A 22,974-nucleotide genomic window follows, 5' to 3' on the forward strand; every position below is an offset into this window, starting at 1 on the left:
CTCTTCAGGAGCCGCCGGCCCGGATCTGGGACGGGGTTCGGCCCCACCAGCGGCGGGCGCAGCGGCTGAGGACCGCGGGCTCGGCGAAGTCCAGGAGCGCGCTGATCGTGGTGAGTGGCATGGTGGTTGTGGTGAGCAGGTGGTGGGCGCGCTCGCGGCGGACACAATCCAGGATCTCGGCGAAGGCCAGGCCTTCGTCGAGCAGGCTTCTCTGCACGGTACGCGGATGCACGGCGATCGTTCGCGCAATATCGCTCAACGTGATCGCCTCGGCGCCTAGACGTTCGCTCAATGCGTCGCGGATCTGCCGCGCCAGGGTTGAGCGTTTGACGCCGCCGACCTGTTCGGAAAGGACACCCGCGGGCAGTCGCAGCAATGCCGACGGACGGCCCGCGCGCACTTTGGCGCCGAACGCGTTGGCCCAGCCGCGCACATCGGAAACCGGGCCGGGCAGGTCAACCGAGCGCGGACCGTAGTCGCCGGCCAGGTGGCGTAACTGCCTGTGTAGGCCGAGCAGCGTGAACGACGGGGCAACCGCGTCGGCGTGCAGCCGCAGCCCGACGACGTTCCGGGCGCCCTCGGGATCGTCGACAAGGGACAACGGCGCATGTGCGAGTGCTTCCGCCACGGTCGGCATGAGGGGAGCGTACGTGATGAAGAATCCGTCGCGTTCGATCAATGACCGGGCGGTGCGGCGGCCGTAGCGTCGCCAGGTGTGAACACGGAAAGCGACGTCATCATCGTGGGGGCAGGGCCGGTCGGTCTGCTGCTCGCCGCCGAACTCCGGCTGGCCGGGGTCGGAACCGTGGTGCTCGAACGGGCGCCCGAACCGTCGGCCCATCCGAAGGCGCTCGGGCTGCACGCCCGTACCCTGGAACAGCTGGCCATGCGCGGCCTGATCGGGCCGTTCCTGGCCCATGGCGTACGCGTGCCGGCCTGGCATTTCGGTTTCCTCGAGCAGCGGCTGGATCTGACCAGGCTCGACACGCCGTACCCGTTCCTGCTGGCGTTTCCGCAGGACCGCACCGAGACGATCCTGCGCGAGCGGGCGCTGGAACTCGGCGCGCGGATCGTACGCGGCGAGGCCGTGACCGGTGTTTCCCAGACCGCCACCGACGTCCGCGTCGAGACCGGGAACCGGACGTGGCGTTCGAGCTGGGTGGTCGGGGCCGACGGCGCGGGCAGTACCGTGCGCAAAGCGGCCGGGATCGGCTTCCCGGGAACGGACGCGGACACGTGGGCGTACCTCGGTGATGTGCACGCTTCTGCACGCCCGGCACCCGGCTTCGGTGTCCATAACGACAAGGGCGCGTTGATCGTGGCGCCGTTGCCCGGGGGTCTGCTGCGGTTCACCGGTTTCGACCCGCAGGACCAGGCCGGCGCGCGTCGCGAGGTCACGCTCGACGAGCTGGCTGCGACAACCCAGCGGATCGCCGGGACCGACTTCGGGCTGCACGACCCGGCGTGGCTGAGCAGGTTCGGCAACGCGACCCGGGTCGCCGCGCAGTACCGCAAGGACCGCGTGCTGCTGGCCGGCGACGCCGCGCACATGCACTTCCCCGCGGGCGGCGTCGGCCTGAACCTGGGACTGCAGGACGCCATGAACCTCGGCTGGAAACTGGCCGCAGTCGTGCAGAATCGCGCAGAGCCGTCACTGCTCGACACGTACGAATCCGAACGCCAGCCGTGGGCCCACGACGTCGCCGAGCACACACTCGCGCAGACCGCCCTGATCACCGCGACAACCCCGACCGGTCAAGCTCTGCGCGCTCTGCTGAGCAATCTGATCGGTACGCACACCGAGCTGTCCCTCACGCTCGCCCGGCGACTGTCCGCCCTTGACGTGCACTACCCGCTCGACGGTGCACATCCGCTCATCGGCACCCGCGTCGCCACCGCCGACATGCCCGACGGCCGCGCCCTCCGGACGGACTCAACGATCATCCGCCCGGACGGCTACGTGTGGTGGACGGCCGACGGCACGGAGCCCGTACCGGTCAGCGCAATTCGAGCTGGACGCCTTCCTGGATGAGTTGATCGACCAGGTCGTCAAAGGTGATGGCTGGACGCCAGCTCGTCCGGTCGTAGCCGGGGACCAGATGGGCGCGCACGACCTCCGGGTATTCCCAGATCAGCAATTGAAGTGGCTCATGCGCCGGCGACCGGCCGTGGGGCGACCGCCAGTCGGTGCTGGCCGCGTTTTGTGCCTGGGGAGCGGTTAGCCCTTGGCGAGTTCCGCGCGGGCGGCGGCTACCAGTTCGGCGTTGGTGTGGGCGTGGCCCCACAAACCCCAGCCGCCCTCCGGAGCCTCGGTGAGCAGGACCCACGTGCGCTGCGCGTCCCCACCCGCCTCGGCGACGATTCTGGTCAGTTCGGCGACCACCGCGAGCTGTTTCTCCCGGTCGAGGGCGCCCGCGTTCGTCAGGACCTGGACGCGGACGTAATCGCTGTCCCCGTCGACGTTGCTGATGGAATCAGCCGGAAGCGTGTGCACAAACGCCGCGGTGTTCTTGCGGAACATGGCGATCGGCGGGACCTGTTCAATGGTCATGACCGCGGTGGCCAGGTCCTGGGCGAGCTTTTTGACGTCCGGGAACGTTCCCTCGGTGGCGTACACGTCGATCATCGGCATGGGGGCAACGCTAGGGCGCCGGGTGCGGCTCGCCATCCCGGAAAGTCCGTAGTCCTTCGAGTTCCGCATACAGTTTGCGGCGCGAGGAGACGCCCAGTTTCCGGAACACCTTCCGCAGGTGGTATTCGACCGTGTTGGTGCTCAGGTAGAGCTGCGCCGCGATCTCGGTGTTGGTCGCGCCGCCAGCGGCGAGCCGCGCAATTCGCGCTTCCTGAGGTGTCAGGCCGGCGGCTTGATCGCTGGTCCGTGCCGCCTTTATCCGTACGCCCGCAGCAGCCAATTCCGTAGCGGCCCGCGCAGCGAAAGCACCGGCGCCCATCTCCTCGAACAACTCGTACGCGGTCCGCAGATGCGTGCGCGCTTCCTTGGTCCGGCGTGCCCGCCGCAACCATTCGCCGTACACCTGATGACTGCGCGCACGCGACGCCGGCCCCCGTGTCCGTTCGTGCAGTTCGATGGCGCTGCGGTACTGCTCTTCGTCATCGGCGAGCAGCGCGCGGGCCCGGGCGAGGTCGCCGAGAGTGCGCGGAACTGGACAGGCTTCGGCCAGTTCGCTCAGAAGCGAAACATGAGCGGTCGGCGAGGCTCCGCTGCGCACTGCCGCTTCGACCAGGTCGGCGAGCGCGAACTTCAACTGCGAGGTGCTGAAGTCGTGGGAGCCCAGGATCGCGTACGCATCGGCGTAGTGACCTTTCCCCAACCGCACCACGAAGTCCGCGTAGTCGGCGAAGACCAGCTGATAACCCTGCCCCTGCCGGACGGCTTCCGCCCGCACCCGCACCGACAGCCCGCCCTGCCCACGCCACGCCGCAACAAGCATCGCCCCCACGCCCTGTTCCAGCCCGAGCATCCCGTCGAGCGCTGCCCGCTGGTCGAAGCAGTGCTCGGCCTCGCGGACCCGTCCCGCCCACAGCTCGGCGGCGCCGGTGTGATTCATCGCCAGCGCCATCGGGATCACCGCGGCCCGCCTGGTCGCCTCGTCACGCAACCGGAACGCCGCCTCGTGCAGCGCCACGTCATCGGCGAGAACTGTCGCATGCGCGCAGGCCGCCGCCAGCCATGCGAACAGTTCCGGCGCATCCGGCGGAGCCTGCAGGGTGGCCACAATCGCACGCCTGAGCAACGGCGCGGCGATCGTCAGTCCGTCCAGGTGCAGGGCGGTGTCCGCATCGAGCAGCAGATCACCCACCGTCGGCGCCATCCCCCGTGGCAACGGCAACGACCGCGCCACCCTGGCAACATCGGCCTCGGTCGCCCCCGCCGGCGCCAGTCGATCGCTGATCTTCGCCTGCACCACCGCCTCAAGCAACGCATCCCGCGCAACCCGCAGCTCCAGCCCTCCCCGCCCAGCCCTCGAATCCCGCGCCACTGCGGCGGCGAGCAGCGTTGTCGTCGCGGCAACGGGTTCGCGCCGGAGCCGGTGGATCCGGGCCTGCACCCGCAGTTCCGGCCCGCCGACGGGGTGCAGCGAGTCAAGCAACGTCTGCGCCCGGGAAGCGGAACCGGCAACGCACGCCGCCTCGGCCGCCACCAGCAACCGCACGGTCCGGTCCGACGGCCGGGGACTCAACGCCCCCGCCCTGGCCAGCAACTCAGCAGCCGCCGCCCACCCGCCGCGCCCCCGCTCACGGTCAGCCGCACGCTGCAACGTTGCCGCCACCACCTCGTCCGGATCGCTGGTCGCCGCGGCGAGGTGCCATGCCTCCCGATCCGGTTCGCCGAGCACCGCGCTGACCAGGGCGAGCGCAGCATGCACGCGCTGACGTTCGGCAAGGGGCGCCTGGTAGTACGCCGCTGAGCGAATCATCGGATGCCGGAACCGCAACGCCGCACGAATTTCGACCAGCTTGCGCTCCTCAGCGGGCGCAGCGTCCTCGACGCCGAAACCCAGCTCTTTTCCCGCGCGCCACAACACTTCCGGGTCACCACTCGGGTCGGCCGCGCCGGTGAGCAACAGGATCCGGGTGGCGGCGGGCAGCGTACGGATAGCGTCGCGGTAACGCTCTTCCCAAGCCGGTCCGGGCGGAATCGGGTCCGGCAGAGGCGCACCGCCGGACAGTTGCGCCGGACTCAGCTCGCGAGCAAGCTCGATCAGGGCGAGCGGGTTCCCGCCCGTCGCTGCAGCCACGGCATCGCGAACCCGCGCGTCCACGCCCTTTCCGGCGACGCGTTCCAGCAATTCGGCGGCGGCGGCTCGGCCGAGCCCGGCAATCGGGGCCCGGGGAAGCCCGTCGAAAGCGTCACTTTCGCGCAGTGCGAAAACCATCGCAACCGGGTCCGCGTCCAATCGGCGCGCAACAAACGCCAGAACCGCCGCGGATTCCTGATCGAGCCATTGCGCGTCGTCCACCACACACAACAACGGCCGATCACCGGCCCGCGCGGACACCAACCCCAAAGCGGCAAGACCGATCAAAAACAGATCAGGAGCCTGTGCGTACGCCCGGAGCCCGAACGCCGCCGCAAGCGCATCCCCCTGCGGCGCCGGCAAACTCGAAAGCGAACCCAGATAGGGCCGCAGCAACTGATGCAGAGCCCCGAACCCGAACGTTGCCTCGCTCTGCACGGCGTCGAACCGCAGCACATCGAACCCGTCCGCCACGCCCTGCACGTCATCGAGCAACGCCGTCTTCCCCGCACCGGGCTCGCCGTGCAGCACCAGCACCGCGCTGCGCCCCCTCCGCGCGGTCGCCAGCACCCCACGCAGCAGCTCCCGCTCCTGCTCCCGGCCGACGATCTCCCCCACCCCGCAACAATAAGGTCACCCCCGCGGCCTTACACCTCGCAGGCACGAAAGAGCCGCAGGAGCTCCTGAGCGGGCGAACTCTCCGGATCAAACGTGAACCACGTCGGCAGGCCAGGGGCCTGCTCCGACGGGATAACCAGGGCATTGCGGCAGCGGAAGCAGAAAGCCACCTCGGCGATGACAGCGGATTCGCTGCGAACCCGAATCCCATACCTGGGTACGAAACAACGCATCTGCTCGCCCTCGGGCAGCGCCGCGACAAGGTCGAGCACTTCGCGAACGCGCTCGCCCGTCCACGTACCGATCACCTCGCCCGGCAGGGCTGTCCACCGGTCCCAATCACCCTCGCCTGGGGCGACCGAAACGACATCGATCTGCTCCACGTTCCGGAGATCTGCGATCGCCGCCGGTCCTTCCGGTGTCATGCGTGGGGCTGCTGGTAGGCCTGCGCGAGCACGCGGAGCGCGTACGTGAGGCCGGGATAACGGTCGTCGCCGAAGTCCATGGCCTGCCATTCCCGGGCGAGCTGATCGATCAGGTCGAGCGTCGGCAGATGACTGTCCAGCAGCGCGTCTCCACCGAACCTGTGCGCCACCTCGGCGAACGCATGATTGTCCGCCTCGTTGCATCGACGCAGGTAGCTGACAAGCTCGCGGTCGTCCATCCGCTCATCTTTGTCCACGCGGACAACGGGTGGATAGCTTGGGGCCATGCGAATCGGTGCCTGTCAGACGCCGGAGATCCTCGCCGATGTGGACGCCGCTGTGCGTGTCGTGCAGGACTTCGCGAGCGAGGCGGACATCGCAGGGGTCGATCTCCTACTGTTTCCTGAGTGCTTCCTGCAGGGCTACCTCGTCACCGATGAACATGTACGCGGTCAGGCGCTCGAGATCGGCTCATCGGCGTGCAACTCCGTGCTGGCTCGACTGGCCGGAATTGAGCAGATGCTCGTGCTGGGCATGATCGAACGTGCAGACGGCGCCTTCCACAACACGGCGGTGGTCGTCATCGGCGGTCAGGTCGTCGGCCGTTATCGCAAGACGTTCTTGACCAGCGGGGAAGCGGTGTTCACCCCCGGCGACGACTATCCGACGTTCGAGCATGGCGGCGTACGTTTCGGGATCAATATCTGTTTTGACACCCAGCACGCGCAGGCGGCAGCCGCGGTCGCTGCTCGCGGGGCGCAGGTCCTGCTGGTCCCGGCACAGAACATGATGCGCTGGGAGAGCGCCTTCCACTGGCAGCATCGCCACAATGAGATCCGCGCCTGCCGGGCCCGTGAAACTGGCATGTGGCTGGTCAGCGCCGACGTCACCGGCGAACGCGGCAGCGACCGGATCGGCCTGGGCCCTACCGGCTTTCTCAACCCCACCGGCGAGACAGTCGGCCAGGTACCCACCGGCGTTGTTGGCCTGGTTTTCGCCGACACTTGACTCTCCCCTTAGGGGAGGCGGCATCGTGGGTCTCGGCGGCGCGAGTGCCCGCCGAGGGGGAGGTCATCATGGTGGATGTTGAGTTGCGTGACGTGCCTGAGCAGCGCGTGGTGTCGGAGACGAAGACGGTTGACCAGGCCGGGTTGGAGGCCTGGTTGCCGGGCGCGATGGCGCTGGTCGCGGAGCGTGCGCGGGCGGCGGGTGGTCTGCTCGGCACTGCGGACTGGCCGTTCCTGCGAAGGCCCGCTCACCCGGACGAGCCGGTTTTCGTCACCATCTACGAGGGCAACCCGAACGACGGCCCGACCCCCGTCGAGGTCTGCGCGACTGTCGCGTCGGGCGGCGATCGGAGCGTCCCGGCACATCGCGAGGCGTTCGTCCGGGTGACCAAATCGCAGGTCACCAGTGGTTCGCTGGGCGAGGTGTATGTGGCCATCGAGAAGTGGATCACGGCCGGCGGCCTCACCGTCGCCCGCGCACCCCGCGAGATCTACTGGACAGATTTCCCGGCCGCCGCTGCCGATGACGCCGTCTTCGACGTCGCCTTCCCGGTGACGTGACCCGCTACGTGTGGGCGATGCCGGCGATCTGGGTGTTGAACGGGATGAACGGGGAGTGCAGCCGGATTGCCGTGATGTCGACCCGGGTGAAGCCGGCGGCGCGCAGCAGTCCGGCCAGGTCGCGCTCGCAGGAGCACCCTTCGAAGATCCAGGCCCAGGGTCGGCGCAGGGCGCGCTGGAGGGCACGGGTGGGCGTGCCGTCCGGGGCTGCGACGTGTTCCACGAAGCGGAAGGTGCCGCCGGGCCGGAGGATGCGCCGGACCTCGGTCAGGACCACAGCGGGGTCGGCCACCGTGCAGAGCACCAGCGACGAGATCACCGCGTCGGCGCTCCTGTCCGGGAGCCCGGTGCTCTCGGCAAGGCGCTCGCGAAGATCGAGCTGCACGCCGCGACGCGAAGCGGCGGCTCGGAGGCGCCGGTGCATGGGGCGGTTGGGTTCGATGGCGACCAGCGTCGTTCCAGGCTGGAGATAGCGAAGGTTGGCGCCGACTCCGGAGCCGAGCTCGACGACGGTCGACGGCAGGCCGGCGAAGACACGCCGCTTGTGCCGGCGGACGTTCCACTCGATGTAGGGACCCATCACGCCGAAGAACGCGGCGTTGAAAGCTCCGCGTGCGCCGTGCACCTCAAAGCCGTTTGCTACGTCGTCAGGGCCGTTGGCCAGGTCGTCAGGGCCGCTTGCCACGTCGTTGTTGCCGCTTGCCACGTCGTTGTCGGTCACAGGACCCACTCTGCGCGGATCGTGGTGTGGTGTCAGGCGTGGAACTACCCCACTAACCATTTGGTAAGGCCCGGAGATAAAAGTGCGTACTTCCAGGAGGTGAAGGGCTTTCGTACGGTGAGTTGGTTCAGGAAAGTAACTCATTGCAGGAGCGAAATATCGTGGCAAAGCTTGATGGAAAAGTAGCGGTCATCACCGGGGCGACGTCGGGGATGGCCCTCGAAACGGCAATCCTCTTCGCCAAGGAAGGCGCGCACGTCTACATCACCGGCCGCGACAAGGAACGGCTCGACCTGGCCGTCGCCGCGATCGGTGCCGGCGCGGCCACCGGGGTGCAGGCCGACTCGGGAGTGCCGGCCGACCTCGACCGGCTCTTCGAGACCGTGGCGCGCGAGCACGGCCGGGTCGACGTGCTCTACGCCTGTGCCGGCATCGGCAACCTCGCCGAGCCCCTCGAAGCGGTGACCGAGGAGTCCTTCGACGCGGTCTTCGACGTCAACGTCCGCGGCACGCTGCTGACCGTGCAGAAAGCGCTGCCGCTGATGGCCGACGGCGGTTCGATCATCCTGAACGGCACAGCGGGCTCCGTCCGGGGTGTGCCGGGGTCGACCGTCTACCAGGCGAGCAAGGCGGCACTGCGCTCGTTCGTGCGCGTCTGGACCGCGGAGTGGGGCACCCGTGACCTGCGAGTGAACCTGCTCAACCCCGGGCCCATCGCCACGCCCATCGTCGAGCAGATCCCGGCGCCGGTCGTGGAACGCATCGTGAGCATGGTCCCTGCCGGCCGGATGGGACGCCCCGCCGAGATCGCGTCGGCGGTCCTGTTCCTGGCAAGCGACGACTCAAGCTTCGTGCGCGGCACCGAGCTCTTCGTCGACGGCGGCTTCGCCCAGGTCTGACCAGCCGAGCTGACCAGCCGAGCCGACCGGCCGCACTGACCGGCCGCACTGACCGGCCGCACTGACCGGCCGAGCTGACCAGCCGAGCTGACCAGCCGAGCTGACCAGCCGAGCTGACCGGGCGAAATGATCAGGCAAGCTGACCAGGCAAGCTGACCAGGCGAAGTGACCAGGCGAAGTGACCGGGCGAGGTGACTGGGCGAAGTGACCGGGCGAGCGCTACCGGCCGCTGAACCAGGCGGCGATCTGGGCGCGGGAGCGGAATCCCAGACGCAGCCGGATCCGCTCGACGTGACCCTCGGCCGAGCGCTCGTCGATGCCCAGCCGTGCCGCGATCTCGCGGTTCGTGCATCCCTGGCTCACCAGCTCGGCGACCTCCCGCTGCCGAGGGGTCAGCTCGTCGGCCCGGCGCCGCCCGACGCTCAGCCCGAGGAAACGGCGAACAACGCGCACCAGTTCGTCCCGGTCCCCCGCGAACGGCAGGTGCGACCGCCCCGGCAGCAACACCAGCTCAGCGCCGCTGATCCCGGCGGCGAGCTCGTGCGCCTGGGAGACAGGTGCCGCGCGGTCACCCGTACGGTGCACGACCAGAGCCGGTGCACGCACCTGCGCAAGCGAATCACTGACGTCTATGTCATAGCTCAACGCCAGCAATTCCCGAGCCGTCGCGGCGCTCGAGCACGCACGCTGATAGCGGGCGAGCTCGGCCCGCGTCGACCGGTCGGCGTCCGGGGCGAAAATGTCGGTCAGCACATCGGATCCCAACCCCCAATGCGATTCCACCAACCCCAGAACATGATTTCGTACGCCCGGAGCGGACACCTCACCCCCACGCACCCACCCGCCATAGAGCACCAGCCGCCGCACGGTTTCCGGATGCGCCGCCGCCCACGCGACGGCCACCGGAGCGCCCATAGACGTACCCATCAGATCGAACGGTTCGCCCAGCGCCGCCGCGATCGCGCCCAACTGCTCGAGCTCGAACGCCAGCGACGCCGGACGATCCACGGCGGCCGACATGCCACATCCGGCGCGGTCGTACCGTACGAGCCGGATGCCCTGCCCCAACGCCTCGTAGAGTGCCCGCTCGGCGGGCAGTTCCCAGCCGAGCCGCAGATGCGTCAGCCAGCCCATGACATAGACCAGCGGCCGCCCGGCACCGATCGACGCATACGCCACAACGGTCCCGTCGGCGAGCACTACCCGGTCAAGCCGCTGCCGCACCCCGCCATTGTCGCTCAGCGGCCGGAGCCCCGTGGGCGAAGCTCAGCGGGTGGAGCTCGACAGGCGAAGCTCAGCGGGCGTGGCGCAGCGCCCTCTCGAGGGTGGTGTCCACGACTGTTCTCAGCCCGGCTCCACCCGGACAAGTGCACCCGCATGATCGCTGCAGAGAGCATTCGGTCACTGCGATCACCCGCCGACCACGGGGCTGGGGCACTTTCGCTCAGCCTGACCGCTCGCTCGAAGGCCGCCAGTGCAGTAGCCGCCACACGATGCCGCCCCGGCGCGTGACCACAACCGGATCTGAGCTGTGCATGATCGGGCGGTGGATATGGATGCGCTGGTTGATCTGAGCCTTCTCACCCGGGCCGAGCGGGAACTGCTGCGGGCCGGCGTCATGGAATGGGAGCGCCCGGAAGGTGACAGGGCCGAGGTGGTCCGGCTGCTCGGTTATGGCGATCGCCAGGAACTGCAATCGGATGTCGTACGCCTCGCTGGTCTGCTGGCCTCGGACCGTTCTGCGTCGCGGCGTGATTGCCGGCGTCTGCTGCTTGCCACAGAGCTGGCGTTCGCGAGCGAGACGTTGGGCTGGGCGCGTGACTGGGAGGCTGATACCGGTTATACCGACCATGACACCGTGACGGTGTTGCGCGACATTCAAGAACGGATCGCCGGCATTGTTTACGGGGTTGACGATCGCCTGGCGGAGACCGGTCTCCCTGTTCCGCCGGCGTGGGAGCCGATCTCGATGGAGGTCGATGACGCCTATTGGGACCCGTTCTACCAGCGCTTCGACTTCCGCCCCAGCATGTATCACTGGCCGGCGATCACTGAACCGGAGCCGTCCCTCACGATCGACCTCGGGCCGATCTTCGCCGGCGGCCATGCTCAGTTCGGGGCCGGCGCCGCGGCGATCAACAGTCTTGCCCTGGTGGCGCTGACCCGCGTCCTGGACAGCGACACCAGCCTCGTGGTGCTTGATTGGCAGCATCAGTCGTACCGGTTCTGGCCGCAGCTGTTCGCCTGCCAGGCGGACCCGCGGTGGGCGACGACGGTCTTCCCGAACGGGGACTACTACATTTTTCTCTCCGAAGACATGAGCACCGGCACGTTCGGACATCCCTGGGAACAACGCTCTGTGTGTTCGGGGAACCGCTGGTGTCCACCCTGGTGCCGATGCTGACGAGCTGGCTCCCGATCAAGCGGAGCACCATAAAATAGCTGGTTGCCCCCGGTGACCGGGCAACTACGTCGCAGGTGCGCACTGGAGATGCGGCGGTGCGGTGAGCAGAGTGCTGAAGATGCTGACGACGCAGGGTGACCCGATCACGGTCGGCGCGGACGAGCCTCCGCCGATGGAATTCTTGCTGCGAAGCCTCCCGAACCAGCACCTGGAGATCCTCGCCGCAACGTACTTCGGCGGCCGGACGACAACCGAGGCGGCGCAGCTGCTCGGTCTCGCGCCGGAGGTCGCCAAGGCCCGGCTCTACCACGCGATGCGCGACCTGTCCCGCATGGTCGCCATCAGCCGCCCGGGTCACCTCGTGCCACGCACGCGCGGCGCTTCCGGGGAGTGCGTAGTGCATCGGCCGGCGCCTGGTCGCGGAAATCGGTGATCAAGCGAGGCACCAAGGGCGTAACGCAACCGACCTTGCGTGGCGCCGGGTGGAGATACTCGGTATGACCGTGTCCGAGACCGTCGCGGCGCGCATGCACCACATGCCACATCGTAAGCCGCGCACACCTGCCCCTCCATTCTGCGGGCGACGCAATGTCATACACCCCTGGTAGACCTACCGGCATGGTTGAGAGCTTGCCGGTGGAACACCCGCCCTGCCCTTCCTGCGCCGGCCCGCGCGTGGAGGTGAATGTTCGTACCGACACCGATCGGCAGGACATCCGGCTTCGGAGGCAGACCCGGCGGGGGTGGGGATCCCGTGACGTAACGGGGGTTCGAGCTCTGGCGTGCAGCGGTTGTGGTCTCGTCACGTTGCACGTGAGCGACCTTGCCAACCTCCAGGCCGAGGTGACGAAGAACCCCGGACTGTTCAGGTGGGACGACTGACGGCAGGTGGCCACGCGATGCGTGACCTACCCGTGCTGGGCCGAGATGCGGAAGCGATGCGCGTGCGCCCGGAAGCGTCCTTCGGCCCGGATCTGTTCATCGATCTGGCGCAATGACGCGCCGTACCGGTCAAGGGTGAAGTCAGGGACCTGCCATGGCACGGCGCGCAACTGATAGACCAACGCCCCGATGTCATAGAAGTCGAAGGCGGGCCATTCCTGCCGGACGTCCACGATGGTGAATCCGGCGGCGCTCAGTTGGGCAATTGCTACGTCGGCGTTCCACGGGGTGGAGTACGCGGGCGGCGCGCCCAGGGCGGTGTTGATGGCTGCGCAGTCGTCGCTGCCGACCTGCTGGGTGAGCAGCGTTCCCCCGGGCTGCAGGGCGCGAGCGGCCTCTGCGGGGTCGACCCGGCCGTGCCGGTTGAGAACGACGTCGACGGAGCCCGACGCGACGGGCAGCGTACGGTCGGGAGTGAACACCACCGTGACGCCGAGCGGGGTCAGGCGCTCCTCAGCAACCGGGACTTTCGGCCGCCAGCCCTCGGTCGCCGTCGTCCGGGCGGGCAACGGCGCCAGCGCGGCCACCAGATCCTCGAATGCCGGCTGCCTATCCACCACGCGACTGTAAGCGCGGCCACAGACAGATTCCACCGAGTTGTTCCGGGTGGGATGTTCGCTCTCAGCATCGGGCAGTCGGTCAGCTGATGTCCCCGGGTGTGGTGGAACCGTGTGTGGTTATCGGCCAGGGATTGGCCGGCGACGTTGAAGCACATGGCGAAGCGGGTACTCAGTGGTATCGACCGGAGGTGATCGAGCTGAGTACCGTTCTTGTGCTGGCTGGCGTTGTGTTCATTGTGTGCGGTCTGGGCGTGGTGGTCGTGCAGTTGCGCCGAGGCGACACCGGTTTTGGCTTGTTGCGTGGCGAGAGCGTTGAAACTCGCCGGGCTGTGCGGCGGGCGATCCGGGACGGCGAGACCGACGATGCCAGAGTCGACGAGTTGGCTCGTCAGACGTTTCGGATGATTCCGCGACTTCGGTGGGCGCGCTATTTTTTCGCGGGGATGTTTGTTCTCTCCATCATTCTGCTGGCCGTCGGTGACCATACGGCCGGCGATACCGTGCTGCGCGTGTCACAAGCACTGTTGTGGGCAGGGTTGATCGTGCTGGACGGGGTCAACCGTCGCCGCCGCGACAACTATCGGGGTTTGCGCCCCACTCCCTGAGGCGCCGCCTCAGACCGGGCCGGAACGCGGGGCCCTGCTTGCCAGGTACTGCTGCCAGAGCAGGCGGGCGGCGACCGCGCGCCACGGTCGCCATGCCTCGGCGCGCAGAAGGATCTCCGCCGGGGTGGGAACGGCGGGGAGCTGCCACACCTCGGCGATGCCGACGGCGACAGCGAGGTCGCCGTTGGGCCAGGCGTCCGGGCGGCCCAGGGCGGAGAGCAGGTAGATCGCCGAGGTCCACGGCCCGATGCCCGGAAGTGTCCGCAGCGCGGCCTCCACCGCGTGGTCGTCCAGCAGGGCCAACCCGTCCAGATCGAGAGATCCGTCGAGGACAGCGGTCGCCATGGCCCGGGCGTAGCGGGTCTTCTGGCGGCTGAAGCCCGCGGCGCGCAGCTGCAGGTCGTCGAGCTGCAGCAGGCTCGCGGCGGTGAGCGGGTCCGCGAGCACCTTGACCCGCTCGAACGTCGCCCGCGCCGAGGCGAGCGACACCTGCTGTTCCAACATGATGTGCAGCAGCGACGGCAGGCCCGGTGGGCGGTCCCACATCGGGGGGAAGCCGTGGCGGTCGACGACGGCGGCGAAGAGCGGTTCGCGGGTGGTGAGCTCGGAGACGCCACGGTGCAGGTCGGCGGGGGTCATGCGGTGGGGATACCCAGTTCGGCGAGGCGGTTGCGGGCTTTCAGCACTGCGGGTGACTCCAGGGCGGTGAGGTCGGGGAGGGCTTCGAGCCACGCCTCGATCGCTGATTCCGCACGCCCGGCGGCGTCCAGCGCGTCGCCGTATTCGATCAGGCACAGGGCGAGGTTGGCGCGGCTGCCCGCCTGGCGGAGCTTGGTCACCGCGTGGGCGTAGTGGTCGATCGCGGTCAGTGGGTCTCCGCTGCGGCGGTAGGTCCAGCCGAGGTTCCAGTCGATGATGCCCTGGCCGTTGACGTCGCCGCGGTCGTGGAACATCGTTTCGGCGGCGCGGAGCAGCGTCAGAGCGTCCGCATAGTGGCCCAGCTCGACGTGGGCGAGGGCGGTCTGGCCCATGGCGGCCGGTTCCAGGTCGGTGCGCCCGAGATCCCGGATCAAGGTCAAAGCCTCGAGATGCGCAACCAGGGATTGTTCGTACGCGCCCAGGTGCCGCCGCACCGACCCGATGTTGATCAGTACACGGGCCCGTTCGTCGGCGCGACCGAGCTTCGCGAAGTGGACATCCGCCGAGACGAGGTGGCGCAGGGCGGTGTCATGATCGCCGAGGAAGTTGTAGGCGCCGGCGAGGCTGCGTTCGGCGAAGGCGCTCGCTTCGACGTCGCCGGCGATGGTGGCCGCGTCGAGGGCGGTGCGGGACACGTCGGCCCAGTCGTTCCACCAGCCCTGCCGCTGATAGAACGCCGACAGGCAGACGGCGAGCACACACGCGGCCCGGGCGTCCTTGCGGTCGGCGGCCTGGTGGGTGACCGCGCGCAGGACGTCGCGGTGGGTGACGCACCAGGCGAGGGCATCGCGGGGCTCGGCGAATTCCGTGACGGCGACGCCGGGCGGGGCGGGTTCGGGCAGGTAGGACGGCGGGCGGCGGAGCAGCACCGCGTCGACGGCCGCCACTGTCCACGTGTAGTGGCTGAGGATCCGGGCGACCGCGGCTTCGCGTTCGAGGTTATCGTCGAGCAGCTCAAGGGCGTACGCGCGGACCAGGTCGTGTATCCGGTAGCGGTCCTCGGGCAGGCGGCCGGCCAGCCCGATGCGGGCGAGTTCGCTCAGCAGCGTACGCGTAAGCGCCGTTGACTCTGCGGCGAGCGAAGCCGCCGCCGGCACGGTCAGCTCGGGCCCCGGATGCAGGGCCAGCAGCCGGAACAGGCGCGCCGCCGCGGGGCTGAGCATGCGGTGTGACCAGGAGAAAACCGCGCGCAGGTCCTCGGTGAGGTCGTCGTCGCTGAACGCGTCGAGGATCGCGCGGGTGTCGCGCAGCTCCGCGGCGATCGCCGACAATGGCCAGTGCGGGGCCATGCTGGCGCGGGCGGCGACGATGGCCAGGGCCAGCGGGAGCCGGCCGCAGCGTTCCGCGACCTCTTCGAGCGCTGCGGGTTCGGCGGCGGCGCGGTGTTCGCCGAGGCGGGCGGCCAGCAGGGCGCGGGCCTCCTGAGCGTCGGGCACGTCGAGGGTGAACAGCCGGGCGCCGGCGCCGGTGGCCAGGCCGGTGAGACGGCGGCGGCTGGTCACGACGACGGTGCTGGCGCCTTCGCCGGGCAGCAGCGGGCGGACCTGGGTGACGTCGTGGGCGTTGTCGAGCACGATCAGGACGCGGCGGCCGGCCAGCACGCTGCGGAACTGCCCGGCGCGGGCGTCGGTGCCGGCCGGGATCCGCGACAGCGGCACGCCCAGTGCCTCCAGGAATCCCTGCAGCACCTCGGCGGCACCGCTGGGTGCCACGGCGGGATCAAATCCATGCAGGTCAGCGAAGAGTACGCCGTCCGGGAACGCCGCCGCCGACCCGTGCGCGAGGTGCACGGCGAGGCTGGTCTTCCCGACTCCCGGCATCCCGTCGATCGCCACGGTCCGGTGCTCGGCGCGGACGAGCTCGGTGAGCTCGCGCAGCAGCGCGTCGCGGCCACCGAAGCCGGGCAGGTCAGGCGGCAGCTGCGCGGGGCGGACCAGCGCGGACACCGCCGGTGGCCGTTCGACGGCCCGGAGCACCTCGCGGGAGGCGTTCTCCAGGTCAGCGCCGGGGTGCACGCCCAGCTCCGCGTCGAGTCGCTGCCGCAGCTGCTGGTAGAGACCGATCGCCTCGGCCTGTCTGCCGTCGGCGGCGAGCACCAGCATCAGGCGTGCGTGCAGCGTCTCGTTGAGCGGCTCCCAGGTGACGGCCTGATGCAGGGCGGGCAGCACGTCGGCGGGCCGGTGGTCTTTCAGGGCGGTCCGGGCTGCTTCGGCGGCGACCACCGCGTGCTCCCGGTCGACTGCCACGAAGACCGGGTGGGTGGCTTCCAGGCCGGCCGCGCAGCGTCCGTGCCAGAGCGCCAGGGCCGCGAGCAGCGCGTCGAGGCCGGCGCCCGGTTTACTGAGCTCCCGGAAGGTGAGCAGGTCAACGGTCGCGTCGCCCGGGTGCAGGCGGTAACCGCCGGGCTCGCTGGTGATCCATTGGCCGCCGGCGCGGGTGGGCAGCTCCGGCTCGAGCAGCCGCCGCAGCGCCCCTACATAGCGGTGCACGACGTTGGCGGCGCTGGCCGGTGGGTCGTCGCCCCAGAGCAGGGTGGTCAACTCGCCGGCCAGGACCACCTGACCGGCGCGGGCCAGCAGCAGCGCGAGGATGAGGCGCTGCTGGCGAGGGCCGAGGGAGAGCTCCGTGCCCTGCCGCGCCACGCGCAGCGGGCCGAGCAACTGGAAGTGCAACATCGAAGCCCCGGCTCATTCATCAACATATTCACGCAACCGCGTCTCGGCCCGGATCACCGGGAGCAGGCTGCCATCCTCGACCTGGGCGACCGCCTGCGTCCACGCATGGCGCGCGGCTGCAAGGTTACCCATGGCCAGGTGGATGTCCCCGAGATTCGTGTACGCCTCGATCAGGTTGGCACGGTCTCCGGCCCTGGTCGCGTACCCGATGCTGCGTTCTTGATCGTGCAGTGCCCCGGCCTGGTCTCCCCCCGCCGACCTGGCCTCGGCCAGCAGATTGAGCGCGCTCGCCTGCCCGCTGGGATCGTCGATCGCCGCGAACGTCGCCAGCGACCGGCCCGCCAGACGCACGGCCCCGGCGAGACCACCGTCACGCAGATGCCCGCGCGCCAGGTGCCAGAGGACCGCCCCTTCCAGCTTCGGATGCTCCAGATCGCGCAGCAGGTCCAGGGCGGCGGTGTGGTCGCGGATCGCTCCCGCGGTGTCACCCAGGGCAAACCGCGCGACCCCCATGTTCATCAGCACGTTCGCGGTCACCGTGGCGTCACCCTGAGCGGACTGATACTGGTACGCGGTTTCGAGCAGCCCCAGCGCCCGCACGTTGTCACCGAGCCGCTGGTTCGCGCCGGCGAGGCTCTGCGCCGTCCGGGCCACGCCCTCGGGGTCACCGGCGAGCAGCGCCGACTCGTGCCCGATCGTCAGGACTGCGAGCCAGTCGTGCCAGTAACCGTGCCGGCCCAGGAACAACGCCATCGTCAGGGCGAGCTGCCACGCGACGTCGTGCTCACCCGCCGCCGCGCACTGCTCCAGCACCGCGCGCAGCACCAGCCGTTCAGCGGCGAACCACGCGGTCGCCTCGGCGTCGTCCGCGGACTCCACCGGCTGCACGCCGGGCAGGGGTTCCGGGAGGCTGACCGGCAGGCTGTACGGGCGGAGCAGGCTGTGGGCGGCGTGCGCGCTCTGCCGGTAGTAGTCACGGACCCGCGCGATGGCCGCCTGGCGCTCAGGGCGGGGGTCGACCTCGTCGCCGAGCTCTGCCGCGTACGTTCTGACCAGGTCGTGCAGCCGGTAGCGGCCCGGCTTGTAGCGGTCGAGCAGCCTGGTCCGGGTCAGCTCGCCGACCAGGTCCCGGGCCGTCGCCTGCGGCACCCCCGCCAGCGCCGCGACGGACCGGATCGTCATGTCCGGGCCGGGATGCAGCGGCAGCAGCCGGAACACCCGCGCCGCCGCCGGCCCGAGCAGCCTGTACGACCAGGAGAACACCGCGCGCACGTCATGCTCGAAGTCGTAGTCATGGAAAACGTCGAGGTTCTCCCCCACCGCGAGAAGATCTTCAGCAATCACCGACAACGGGTACGCGGGGAGCGCCGCAGCCCGCGACGACACGATCGCCAGCGCCAGCGGCAACCGCCCGCACCGCTCGATGATGGCGTCGAGCACCTCGGGCTCCGGCGCGACCCGGTCCTGCCCGACCCGCTCGGCGACAGCGTCGCGCGCCTCCTGCATCGACGGGAGATCCAGACTGAGCACGGTGGCGCCCTGCGCGGTGGCGAGCCCGGTCAGCCGCCCGCGCCCGGTGACCACGACCAGGCAGTCGGCGGAACCGGGCAGCAACGGACGCACCTGATCGGCGTGCCGCACGTTGTCGAGCACCACCAGCACCCGCCGCCCGGCCAGCACGCTGCGGAACAGCGCCGACCGCCCCTCCACGGACTCCGGGATCGTCCCCTGCGGCACCCCCAGCGCGGTCAGGAACCATTGCAGCACGTCAACCGGGTCGGCGACCTCCGCACCCGGGTCGAACCCGTGCAGGTCGGCGTAGAGCTGCCCGTCCGGGAACCGCGGCGCCACCTCGTGCGCGATGTGCAGGGCCAGCGTCGTCTTGCCCACCCCCGGCATACCATCGATGACCAGCACGTTCAGGCCACCGCGGGGTTGCTCCAGCACCTCGCGTACGCGCGCCAGCTCACTCGTCCGTCCGATGAAGAACGGCAGATCGGGCGGCAACTGCGCCGGCACCACGAGCGGGATCGGATGCTTCGACGCGGGCATCGGCGCCGCCTGTCCCCCGGCCACCTGCCGATAAGCGGCCTGCACCTCCGCACCGGGAGCCATACCGAGCTCGTCGGCAAGCCGCTCGGTCAGCTCGACGTACAACATCCGGGCGGCGTCCCGCTGCCCGTCGGCGGCCAGCAGCACCAGCAACCGCGCCTGCAACGCCTCGTCGAACGGATGCCGCGCAGCGACCTCCTCCATCGTGGACAGCACCTTCGCGGCGCCACCCCCGGCCAGCGCCGCGGCCGCAGCCTCCCGGGCCACCCCGCAGATCTCGTTCTCCACCGCGGCGAACGCCGGATGGGTCGCCCGCAGGTCCGCCGCGCAGTCCCCGCCCCACAACGCGAACGCCTCCATGAACAGCGCCGTCGCGGCCTGCGGATCCCCCCGGTCGGCGGCGTCCCTGCCCGCCTCGGCCAGCCGCCGGAAATCCAGCAGATCCAGCTCCCCAGGATCGGCCCGCAACACATACCCGCCCAGGTCACCGGAGATCCGGCCGCCCTGCGACCGAGGCGCCAGCGCCGGCTCGAACAACCGCCGCAGCATCCCGATATAGCGATGCACCACATTGGCCGCACTGGCCGGCGGCTTGTCCCCCCACACCAGCTCCACCAGCTCATCAGCCCGAACCGGCCGCCCCGCCCGCGCCAGCAGAAGCGCCAGCATCAACCGCTGCTGCCGCGGCCCGAGCCCCAACTCCTCGCCGTCCCGCCACACCCGAAGCGGACCGAGCAGCGCAAACCGCACCCCGACCACCTCCCCCGAACCCACGCCGCACCCGGGCCAATGGTGGAAGCAACCCCGCAAATCTGCAAGGTCGGCCTACCTCACGGCTTCCCCAGCTCCTGCCACTTACTCTCGCTCACCTCCACCCCGAACTTCGCGGCAGCCTTCTTGATCCGCTCGAACGCCTCGTCCCGCTCCTTATCACTCACGTCCTTCACCTGGTCGAACCGGGCGATCGCGTTACGGACGTGCTTGGCGTCATTGAGCGGTTCCTTGCGCACCCGCGGAAACGCGAACGTGCCATCGGACATCGAGTTGCGCTCCGCCGCATCAAGCTCCTGTGTCTTATCAGCCATGCTCTTCCGATACCCGCCACCTGCGCATCCATGCATCGCCCAGCAACCGCGGGAGCCGCTCCCGATGCGAGCGGCATGCGCCCCGAGCATCCGTCTACGACAGCTCCACCCATTCAGTCGGAGGGCCATGCGGATTCACGATCAGGGCTTGCTGTGTCGTTTCCCCCCGGACGCACAACGTCCGCCGGGTTCCCCTGAAGGCGGGGCACCTTGCCGGAGTTGTCAATAATTTTCACATCGCTCGCCGACCCCACGCCGACATTGGCAAAACTACCATTGTCGATGACTTTGACCTTCGTTCCACCTCGGCACCGGCCCATGGCGGTGCGAGGCTCGGTTCAAGATCGAGCGTGCGCCTCTCGCCCCGCCGTAATGCGAAAGTAGCCGAAACCTGGCCCAGCGTGCCCGAGTCATCGATTCCGGAAGCGAGCCGATAGGGACCCCACACCGCATCGTCCATCTGCTGCTGACCAGGGCTTCCCGCCAAACTCGATGTCGGTGGCTAATCACTGAGCCATTCCGCGTAAGGGCCTGCGTGCGGTCGGTAACCGCCCCCATCCTTACCGGTGTACGGAGTGACAGCCTGCTCCAAGCCGTAAACCACGACGTGCCGGGCTAGGTAATCGTCGCTTTCCCGAAATCCATCCCACGCTGCGCGACTATCCGATTACCCATCATCTGCTATTCACATCAATGTGATTCCTCTCAACCCGACAATGGCACACCTACCCTTCCGATCATAAAACTCCCTGAGAAGAATCAAGGTATGAAATTCGCTCAGCTGGAAATCTTTACGACCGTCGAACTGGCGTGGATGCGTGACCCGACACGACGCCGGAACTACTCCCCGGCAACCGAAGCGTTCAGGCGTGAGCACAAGGTCCGGCGGGCTTTCGGAAAAGCACTAGGTCATGCCGCCCGGCTGCGCCGCGACTCTCCCGGAGCCCGGACACCGGACGGCAAGGTGATGTGGATCGAGGCCGCACGTGCGTTGTTCCGCGACGCGAACACCAGCAGGGCGCAGGCCGACGCCGCATACGAGCGTGACCGCAGGCGTGCCGCCGGTGACCTGTTCGACTGGTCCCGGTTCATCAACCGATGGCGATACAAATACGGCATCGCCTGCTCATAAAACGACACCCACAGTCTCCAGCAAAGCCCACCGGGTCAGGGTCTACGAGAGAAACACTTCCTATCGCGGGACGCCCAAATGAGACCGAGATCAGCATCTCCCCCTAAACCCGAACACTGAGGTTTCCCGAGTGACAATATGAGTGCTCAGGGCGGTCGACTCTGCTGTCGCGGGTGGACACGCCCGAACCTGGTGTGACGCAACGAAAAACGCAGAACCCCGTTAGAAAGTGGACTTCTCACACAGCACCTCACACCAGGGTCCCGCCAGGGCCGGAACCCGTTCGCCGGGGCCGCACGAAAGCCTCACCCCGATCGCCGGCCGGGCTCCCGGCCCGAACTCGGCGCTGCACACCGCCAGGATGACCGGCAACCCCCACGTCACCAACGACGGCACCCTGATCGAGACAAACCGCCGCCACACCCCGACCCCGGGGGTGGATCTCCGATGCTCGAGAAAGCCACGACAACCACGGCGGGAACATGCAAGTCATCACCGCCCCGGACGGCCGGCCGGCCGCTCAGGACCGCACCCATGGGCCATCAGCCGGATCGCCGCAGCCGCCCCTCGTGATCCAGCACATCGAACACGGCCGGACCACCCGAACAAACTTCGTCACACACCGTCAACGGCCGTTACTCGGAAGCCTCACTGCGTATCCGAACGGTGATTTCATCCAAACCCTGCAGCCGACCGGGCCGTCGAGAACAAGGGGCAGCATGATCCGATCACTGCCAGGATTACGGGGAACGGCAGAGATGGTGAAGTGCGGCGTGAGTTCCGCTCACGATCAGGGCCGGAATTCCTGTCACGGCACCCGTTATGCCACCGATCCACGACCACGCTTCCAATTTCACGGTCCACATCGTAGTGACCATGACGGCGGTCCTCAGTCAGTCCGGCGGCTGAAGGTTCAGAGCCGGGTGGCTACCCGGACGAGGGTGGCGAGGGCGCGGGAGCGGCTGTGGGGTGGCCAGGCGATCACTGTGGTCACCGTGGGGGCGTCTTGGACGGGTATGGCGGTCAGGCCCTCGCGGAGGTTGGTGCGGCAGGATTCGGGGAGGACGACGCTGGTGCGGCCCAGTTCGATCAGCTGGAGGAGTTGCATCTGGTTGTGGATCTCCGCGCCGGGGCCTTCGGGGTAGGTGCCGTCGGGGCCGGGCCAGCGGGCCGGTGGGAGCTGCGGCAGGGATTTGACCTCTGCCAGCAGGACGTGCGGGCGGGTGGCGAGGGGATGGGAGGAGGGCAGGATCGCGATCTGGCCCTCGGTGCTCAGGACCTCGGTGTCGAAGCCGTCCGTCGCGTCGAACGGCTGGTGCAGCAATGCCACGTCGGCGCGGCCGTCGTGCAGGGGGCGGTCGGGCTGGGACTCGCAGAACAGCAGTTCGATGGCGACGGCGTCGGGCTCTGCGGCGTACGCGTCGAGCAGTTTTGCCAGCAGCTCACCGGAAGTGCCGGTCTTGAGCGAGAGCACCAGCGGGGGTTGATCTGTCGTGGCATGCCGGGCGCGTCGCTCGGCGGCGGTCAGCGCCCCGAGGATCGCGCGGCCCTCGGCCAGCAGGCCCGACCCGGCGGCGGTGAGGGTGACCTTGCGGCTGGTGCGGTTCAGCAGCTCGACGCCGAGGCGCTGCTCGAGCTGGGCGATCGTACGGGACAGCGGCGGCTGGGCGATCCCGAGCCGCTCGGCGGCCCGCCCGAAGTGCAACTCCTCGGCGACCGCCACGAAATACCGCAACTCCCGGGTCTCCATCCGCCCAGCCTACGACCCGATCGATACCATAAGGGTATCGGTGCGCGATCCGGACGGTGTTGGTTCCCGCCGGGTGCGC

At 69.0% G+C, this 22,974-nt stretch carries 21 protein-coding genes; 8 read left to right on the forward strand and 13 right to left on the reverse strand.

Annotation, left to right across the window (positions count from 1 at the left end; genetic code table 11):
* Positions 1–4: 4 nt before the first annotated feature.
* A complete protein-coding gene (locus tag Ahu01nite_RS00205) occupies positions 5–637 on the reverse strand; it encodes a helix-turn-helix domain-containing protein (RefSeq protein WP_203834259.1) in 633 nt (210 codons plus the stop codon).
* Between the two features lie 78 nt (positions 638–715).
* Here Ahu01nite_RS00205 and Ahu01nite_RS00210 point away from each other — a divergent pair, with 78 nt between their 5' ends.
* Entirely contained in the window at positions 716–2,032 is a 1,317-nt protein-coding gene (locus Ahu01nite_RS00210) for an FAD-dependent monooxygenase (protein ID WP_203834260.1), read from the forward strand.
* 186 nt (positions 2,033–2,218) lie between these two features.
* Here Ahu01nite_RS00210 and Ahu01nite_RS00215 read toward each other — a convergent pair whose 3' ends face one another.
* Genes Ahu01nite_RS00215 through Ahu01nite_RS00230 form a run of 4 tightly spaced genes read right to left on the reverse strand, consistent with a single transcriptional unit; the run spans position 2,219 to position 6,042 of the window.
* Positions 2,219–2,632 (reverse strand): tautomerase family protein, encoded by a 414-nt coding sequence (locus Ahu01nite_RS00215; protein ID WP_203834261.1) that lies wholly within the window; start codon positions 2,630–2,632, stop codon positions 2,219–2,221.
* A gap of 10 nt (positions 2,633–2,642) precedes the next feature.
* Positions 2,643–5,378, reverse strand: coding sequence for a helix-turn-helix transcriptional regulator (locus tag Ahu01nite_RS00220; RefSeq protein WP_203834262.1), 2,736 nt, complete (start codon positions 5,376–5,378; stop codon positions 2,643–2,645).
* A gap of 29 nt (positions 5,379–5,407) precedes the next feature.
* Positions 5,408–5,761 (reverse strand): hypothetical protein, encoded by a 354-nt coding sequence (locus Ahu01nite_RS00225; protein ID WP_203834263.1) that lies wholly within the window; start codon positions 5,759–5,761, stop codon positions 5,408–5,410.
* Between the two features lie 38 nt (positions 5,762–5,799).
* Positions 5,800–6,042, reverse strand: coding sequence for a hypothetical protein (locus Ahu01nite_RS00230; RefSeq protein WP_203834264.1), 243 nt, complete (start codon positions 6,040–6,042; stop codon positions 5,800–5,802).
* A 46-nt stretch (positions 6,043–6,088) separates the two neighbouring features.
* On the opposite strand from Ahu01nite_RS00230, the gene Ahu01nite_RS00235 reads away from it, so the two are divergent.
* The gene (locus Ahu01nite_RS00235; RefSeq protein ID WP_203834265.1) at positions 6,089–6,811 is read left to right on the forward strand and encodes a carbon-nitrogen hydrolase family protein; all 723 of its coding nucleotides are present in this window, start codon (positions 6,089–6,091) and stop codon (positions 6,809–6,811) included.
* A 68-nt stretch (positions 6,812–6,879) separates the two neighbouring features.
* Positions 6,880–7,371: a GyrI-like domain-containing protein gene (locus tag Ahu01nite_RS00240; RefSeq protein ID WP_203834266.1), complete on the forward strand. Its 492-nt coding sequence runs from the start codon at positions 6,880–6,882 to the stop codon at positions 7,369–7,371.
* 4 nt (positions 7,372–7,375) lie between these two features.
* Here the strand turns inward: Ahu01nite_RS00240 and Ahu01nite_RS00245 are convergent, their stop codons facing one another.
* Entirely contained in the window at positions 7,376–8,092 is a 717-nt protein-coding gene (locus tag Ahu01nite_RS00245; protein WP_203834267.1) for a class I SAM-dependent methyltransferase, read from the reverse strand.
* A gap of 161 nt (positions 8,093–8,253) precedes the next feature.
* On the opposite strand from Ahu01nite_RS00245, the gene Ahu01nite_RS00250 reads away from it, so the two are divergent.
* Positions 8,254–8,991, forward strand: a complete 738-nt coding sequence (locus Ahu01nite_RS00250; RefSeq protein ID WP_203834268.1) for an SDR family NAD(P)-dependent oxidoreductase — start codon at positions 8,254–8,256, stop codon at positions 8,989–8,991.
* Positions 8,992–9,210: 219 nt separating this feature from the next.
* Here Ahu01nite_RS00250 and Ahu01nite_RS00255 read toward each other — a convergent pair whose 3' ends face one another.
* Positions 9,211–10,215: an alpha/beta fold hydrolase gene (locus Ahu01nite_RS00255; protein ID WP_239158516.1), complete on the reverse strand. Its 1,005-nt coding sequence runs from the start codon at positions 10,213–10,215 to the stop codon at positions 9,211–9,213.
* A gap of 328 nt (positions 10,216–10,543) precedes the next feature.
* Between Ahu01nite_RS00255 and Ahu01nite_RS00260 the strand changes: the two genes are divergently transcribed.
* Together Ahu01nite_RS00260 and Ahu01nite_RS00265 are read left to right on the forward strand one after the other, a co-directional pair.
* Complete coding sequence (locus Ahu01nite_RS00260; protein ID WP_239158540.1) at positions 10,544–11,395, forward strand: DUF2716 domain-containing protein; 852 nt, start codon at positions 10,544–10,546, stop codon at positions 11,393–11,395.
* Positions 11,396–11,513: 118 nt separating this feature from the next.
* Positions 11,514–11,828 (forward strand): sigma-70 family RNA polymerase sigma factor, encoded by a 315-nt coding sequence (locus tag Ahu01nite_RS00265; protein ID WP_203834270.1) that lies wholly within the window; start codon positions 11,514–11,516, stop codon positions 11,826–11,828.
* Between the two features lie 475 nt (positions 11,829–12,303).
* Here Ahu01nite_RS00265 and Ahu01nite_RS00270 read toward each other — a convergent pair whose 3' ends face one another.
* Positions 12,304–12,894 carry a class I SAM-dependent methyltransferase gene (locus Ahu01nite_RS00270; protein ID WP_203834271.1) on the reverse strand — a complete coding sequence of 197 codons (591 nt, stop codon included), beginning with the start codon at positions 12,892–12,894 and terminating at the stop codon, positions 12,304–12,306.
* Between the two features lie 191 nt (positions 12,895–13,085).
* Here Ahu01nite_RS00270 and Ahu01nite_RS00275 point away from each other — a divergent pair, with 191 nt between their 5' ends.
* The gene (locus Ahu01nite_RS00275; RefSeq protein WP_203834272.1) at positions 13,086–13,502 is read left to right on the forward strand and encodes a hypothetical protein; all 417 of its coding nucleotides are present in this window, start codon (positions 13,086–13,088) and stop codon (positions 13,500–13,502) included.
* A 9-nt stretch (positions 13,503–13,511) separates the two neighbouring features.
* Here the strand turns inward: Ahu01nite_RS00275 and Ahu01nite_RS00280 are convergent, their stop codons facing one another.
* The 4 genes from Ahu01nite_RS00280 to Ahu01nite_RS00295 all read right to left on the reverse strand — a co-directional run bounded on the left by Ahu01nite_RS00280 (position 13,512) and on the right by Ahu01nite_RS00295 (position 20,013).
* Complete coding sequence (locus tag Ahu01nite_RS00280) at positions 13,512–14,141, reverse strand: DNA-3-methyladenine glycosylase family protein (protein ID WP_203834273.1); 630 nt, start codon at positions 14,139–14,141, stop codon at positions 13,512–13,514.
* On the reverse strand, positions 14,138–16,876 hold the full coding sequence (locus tag Ahu01nite_RS00285) for an AfsR/SARP family transcriptional regulator (protein WP_203834274.1): 2,739 nt from the start codon (positions 16,874–16,876) through the stop codon (positions 14,138–14,140). Before Ahu01nite_RS00285 ends, Ahu01nite_RS00280 begins: the two co-directional genes overlap by 4 nt.
* A 12-nt stretch (positions 16,877–16,888) precedes the next feature.
* Entirely contained in the window at positions 16,889–19,678 is a 2,790-nt protein-coding gene (locus Ahu01nite_RS00290) for an AfsR/SARP family transcriptional regulator (protein ID WP_203834275.1), read from the reverse strand.
* A gap of 80 nt (positions 19,679–19,758) precedes the next feature.
* Positions 19,759–20,013: a DUF6582 domain-containing protein gene (locus Ahu01nite_RS00295; RefSeq protein ID WP_203834276.1), complete on the reverse strand. Its 255-nt coding sequence runs from the start codon at positions 20,011–20,013 to the stop codon at positions 19,759–19,761.
* Between the two features lie 766 nt (positions 20,014–20,779).
* Here Ahu01nite_RS00295 and Ahu01nite_RS00300 point away from each other — a divergent pair.
* Positions 20,780–21,145: a hypothetical protein gene (locus tag Ahu01nite_RS00300; RefSeq protein WP_203834277.1), complete on the forward strand. Its 366-nt coding sequence runs from the start codon at positions 20,780–20,782 to the stop codon at positions 21,143–21,145.
* A 913-nt stretch (positions 21,146–22,058) separates the two neighbouring features.
* On the opposite strand, the gene Ahu01nite_RS00305 is transcribed toward Ahu01nite_RS00300, so the two are convergent.
* On the reverse strand, positions 22,059–22,895 hold the full coding sequence (locus tag Ahu01nite_RS00305) for a LysR family transcriptional regulator (RefSeq protein WP_203834278.1): 837 nt from the start codon (positions 22,893–22,895) through the stop codon (positions 22,059–22,061).
* Positions 22,896–22,974 lie beyond the last annotated feature (79 nt).

The organism is Winogradskya humida (genome assembly GCF_016862215.1).
Classification (GTDB): Bacteria; Actinomycetota; Actinomycetes; order Mycobacteriales; family Micromonosporaceae; genus Actinoplanes; species Actinoplanes humidus.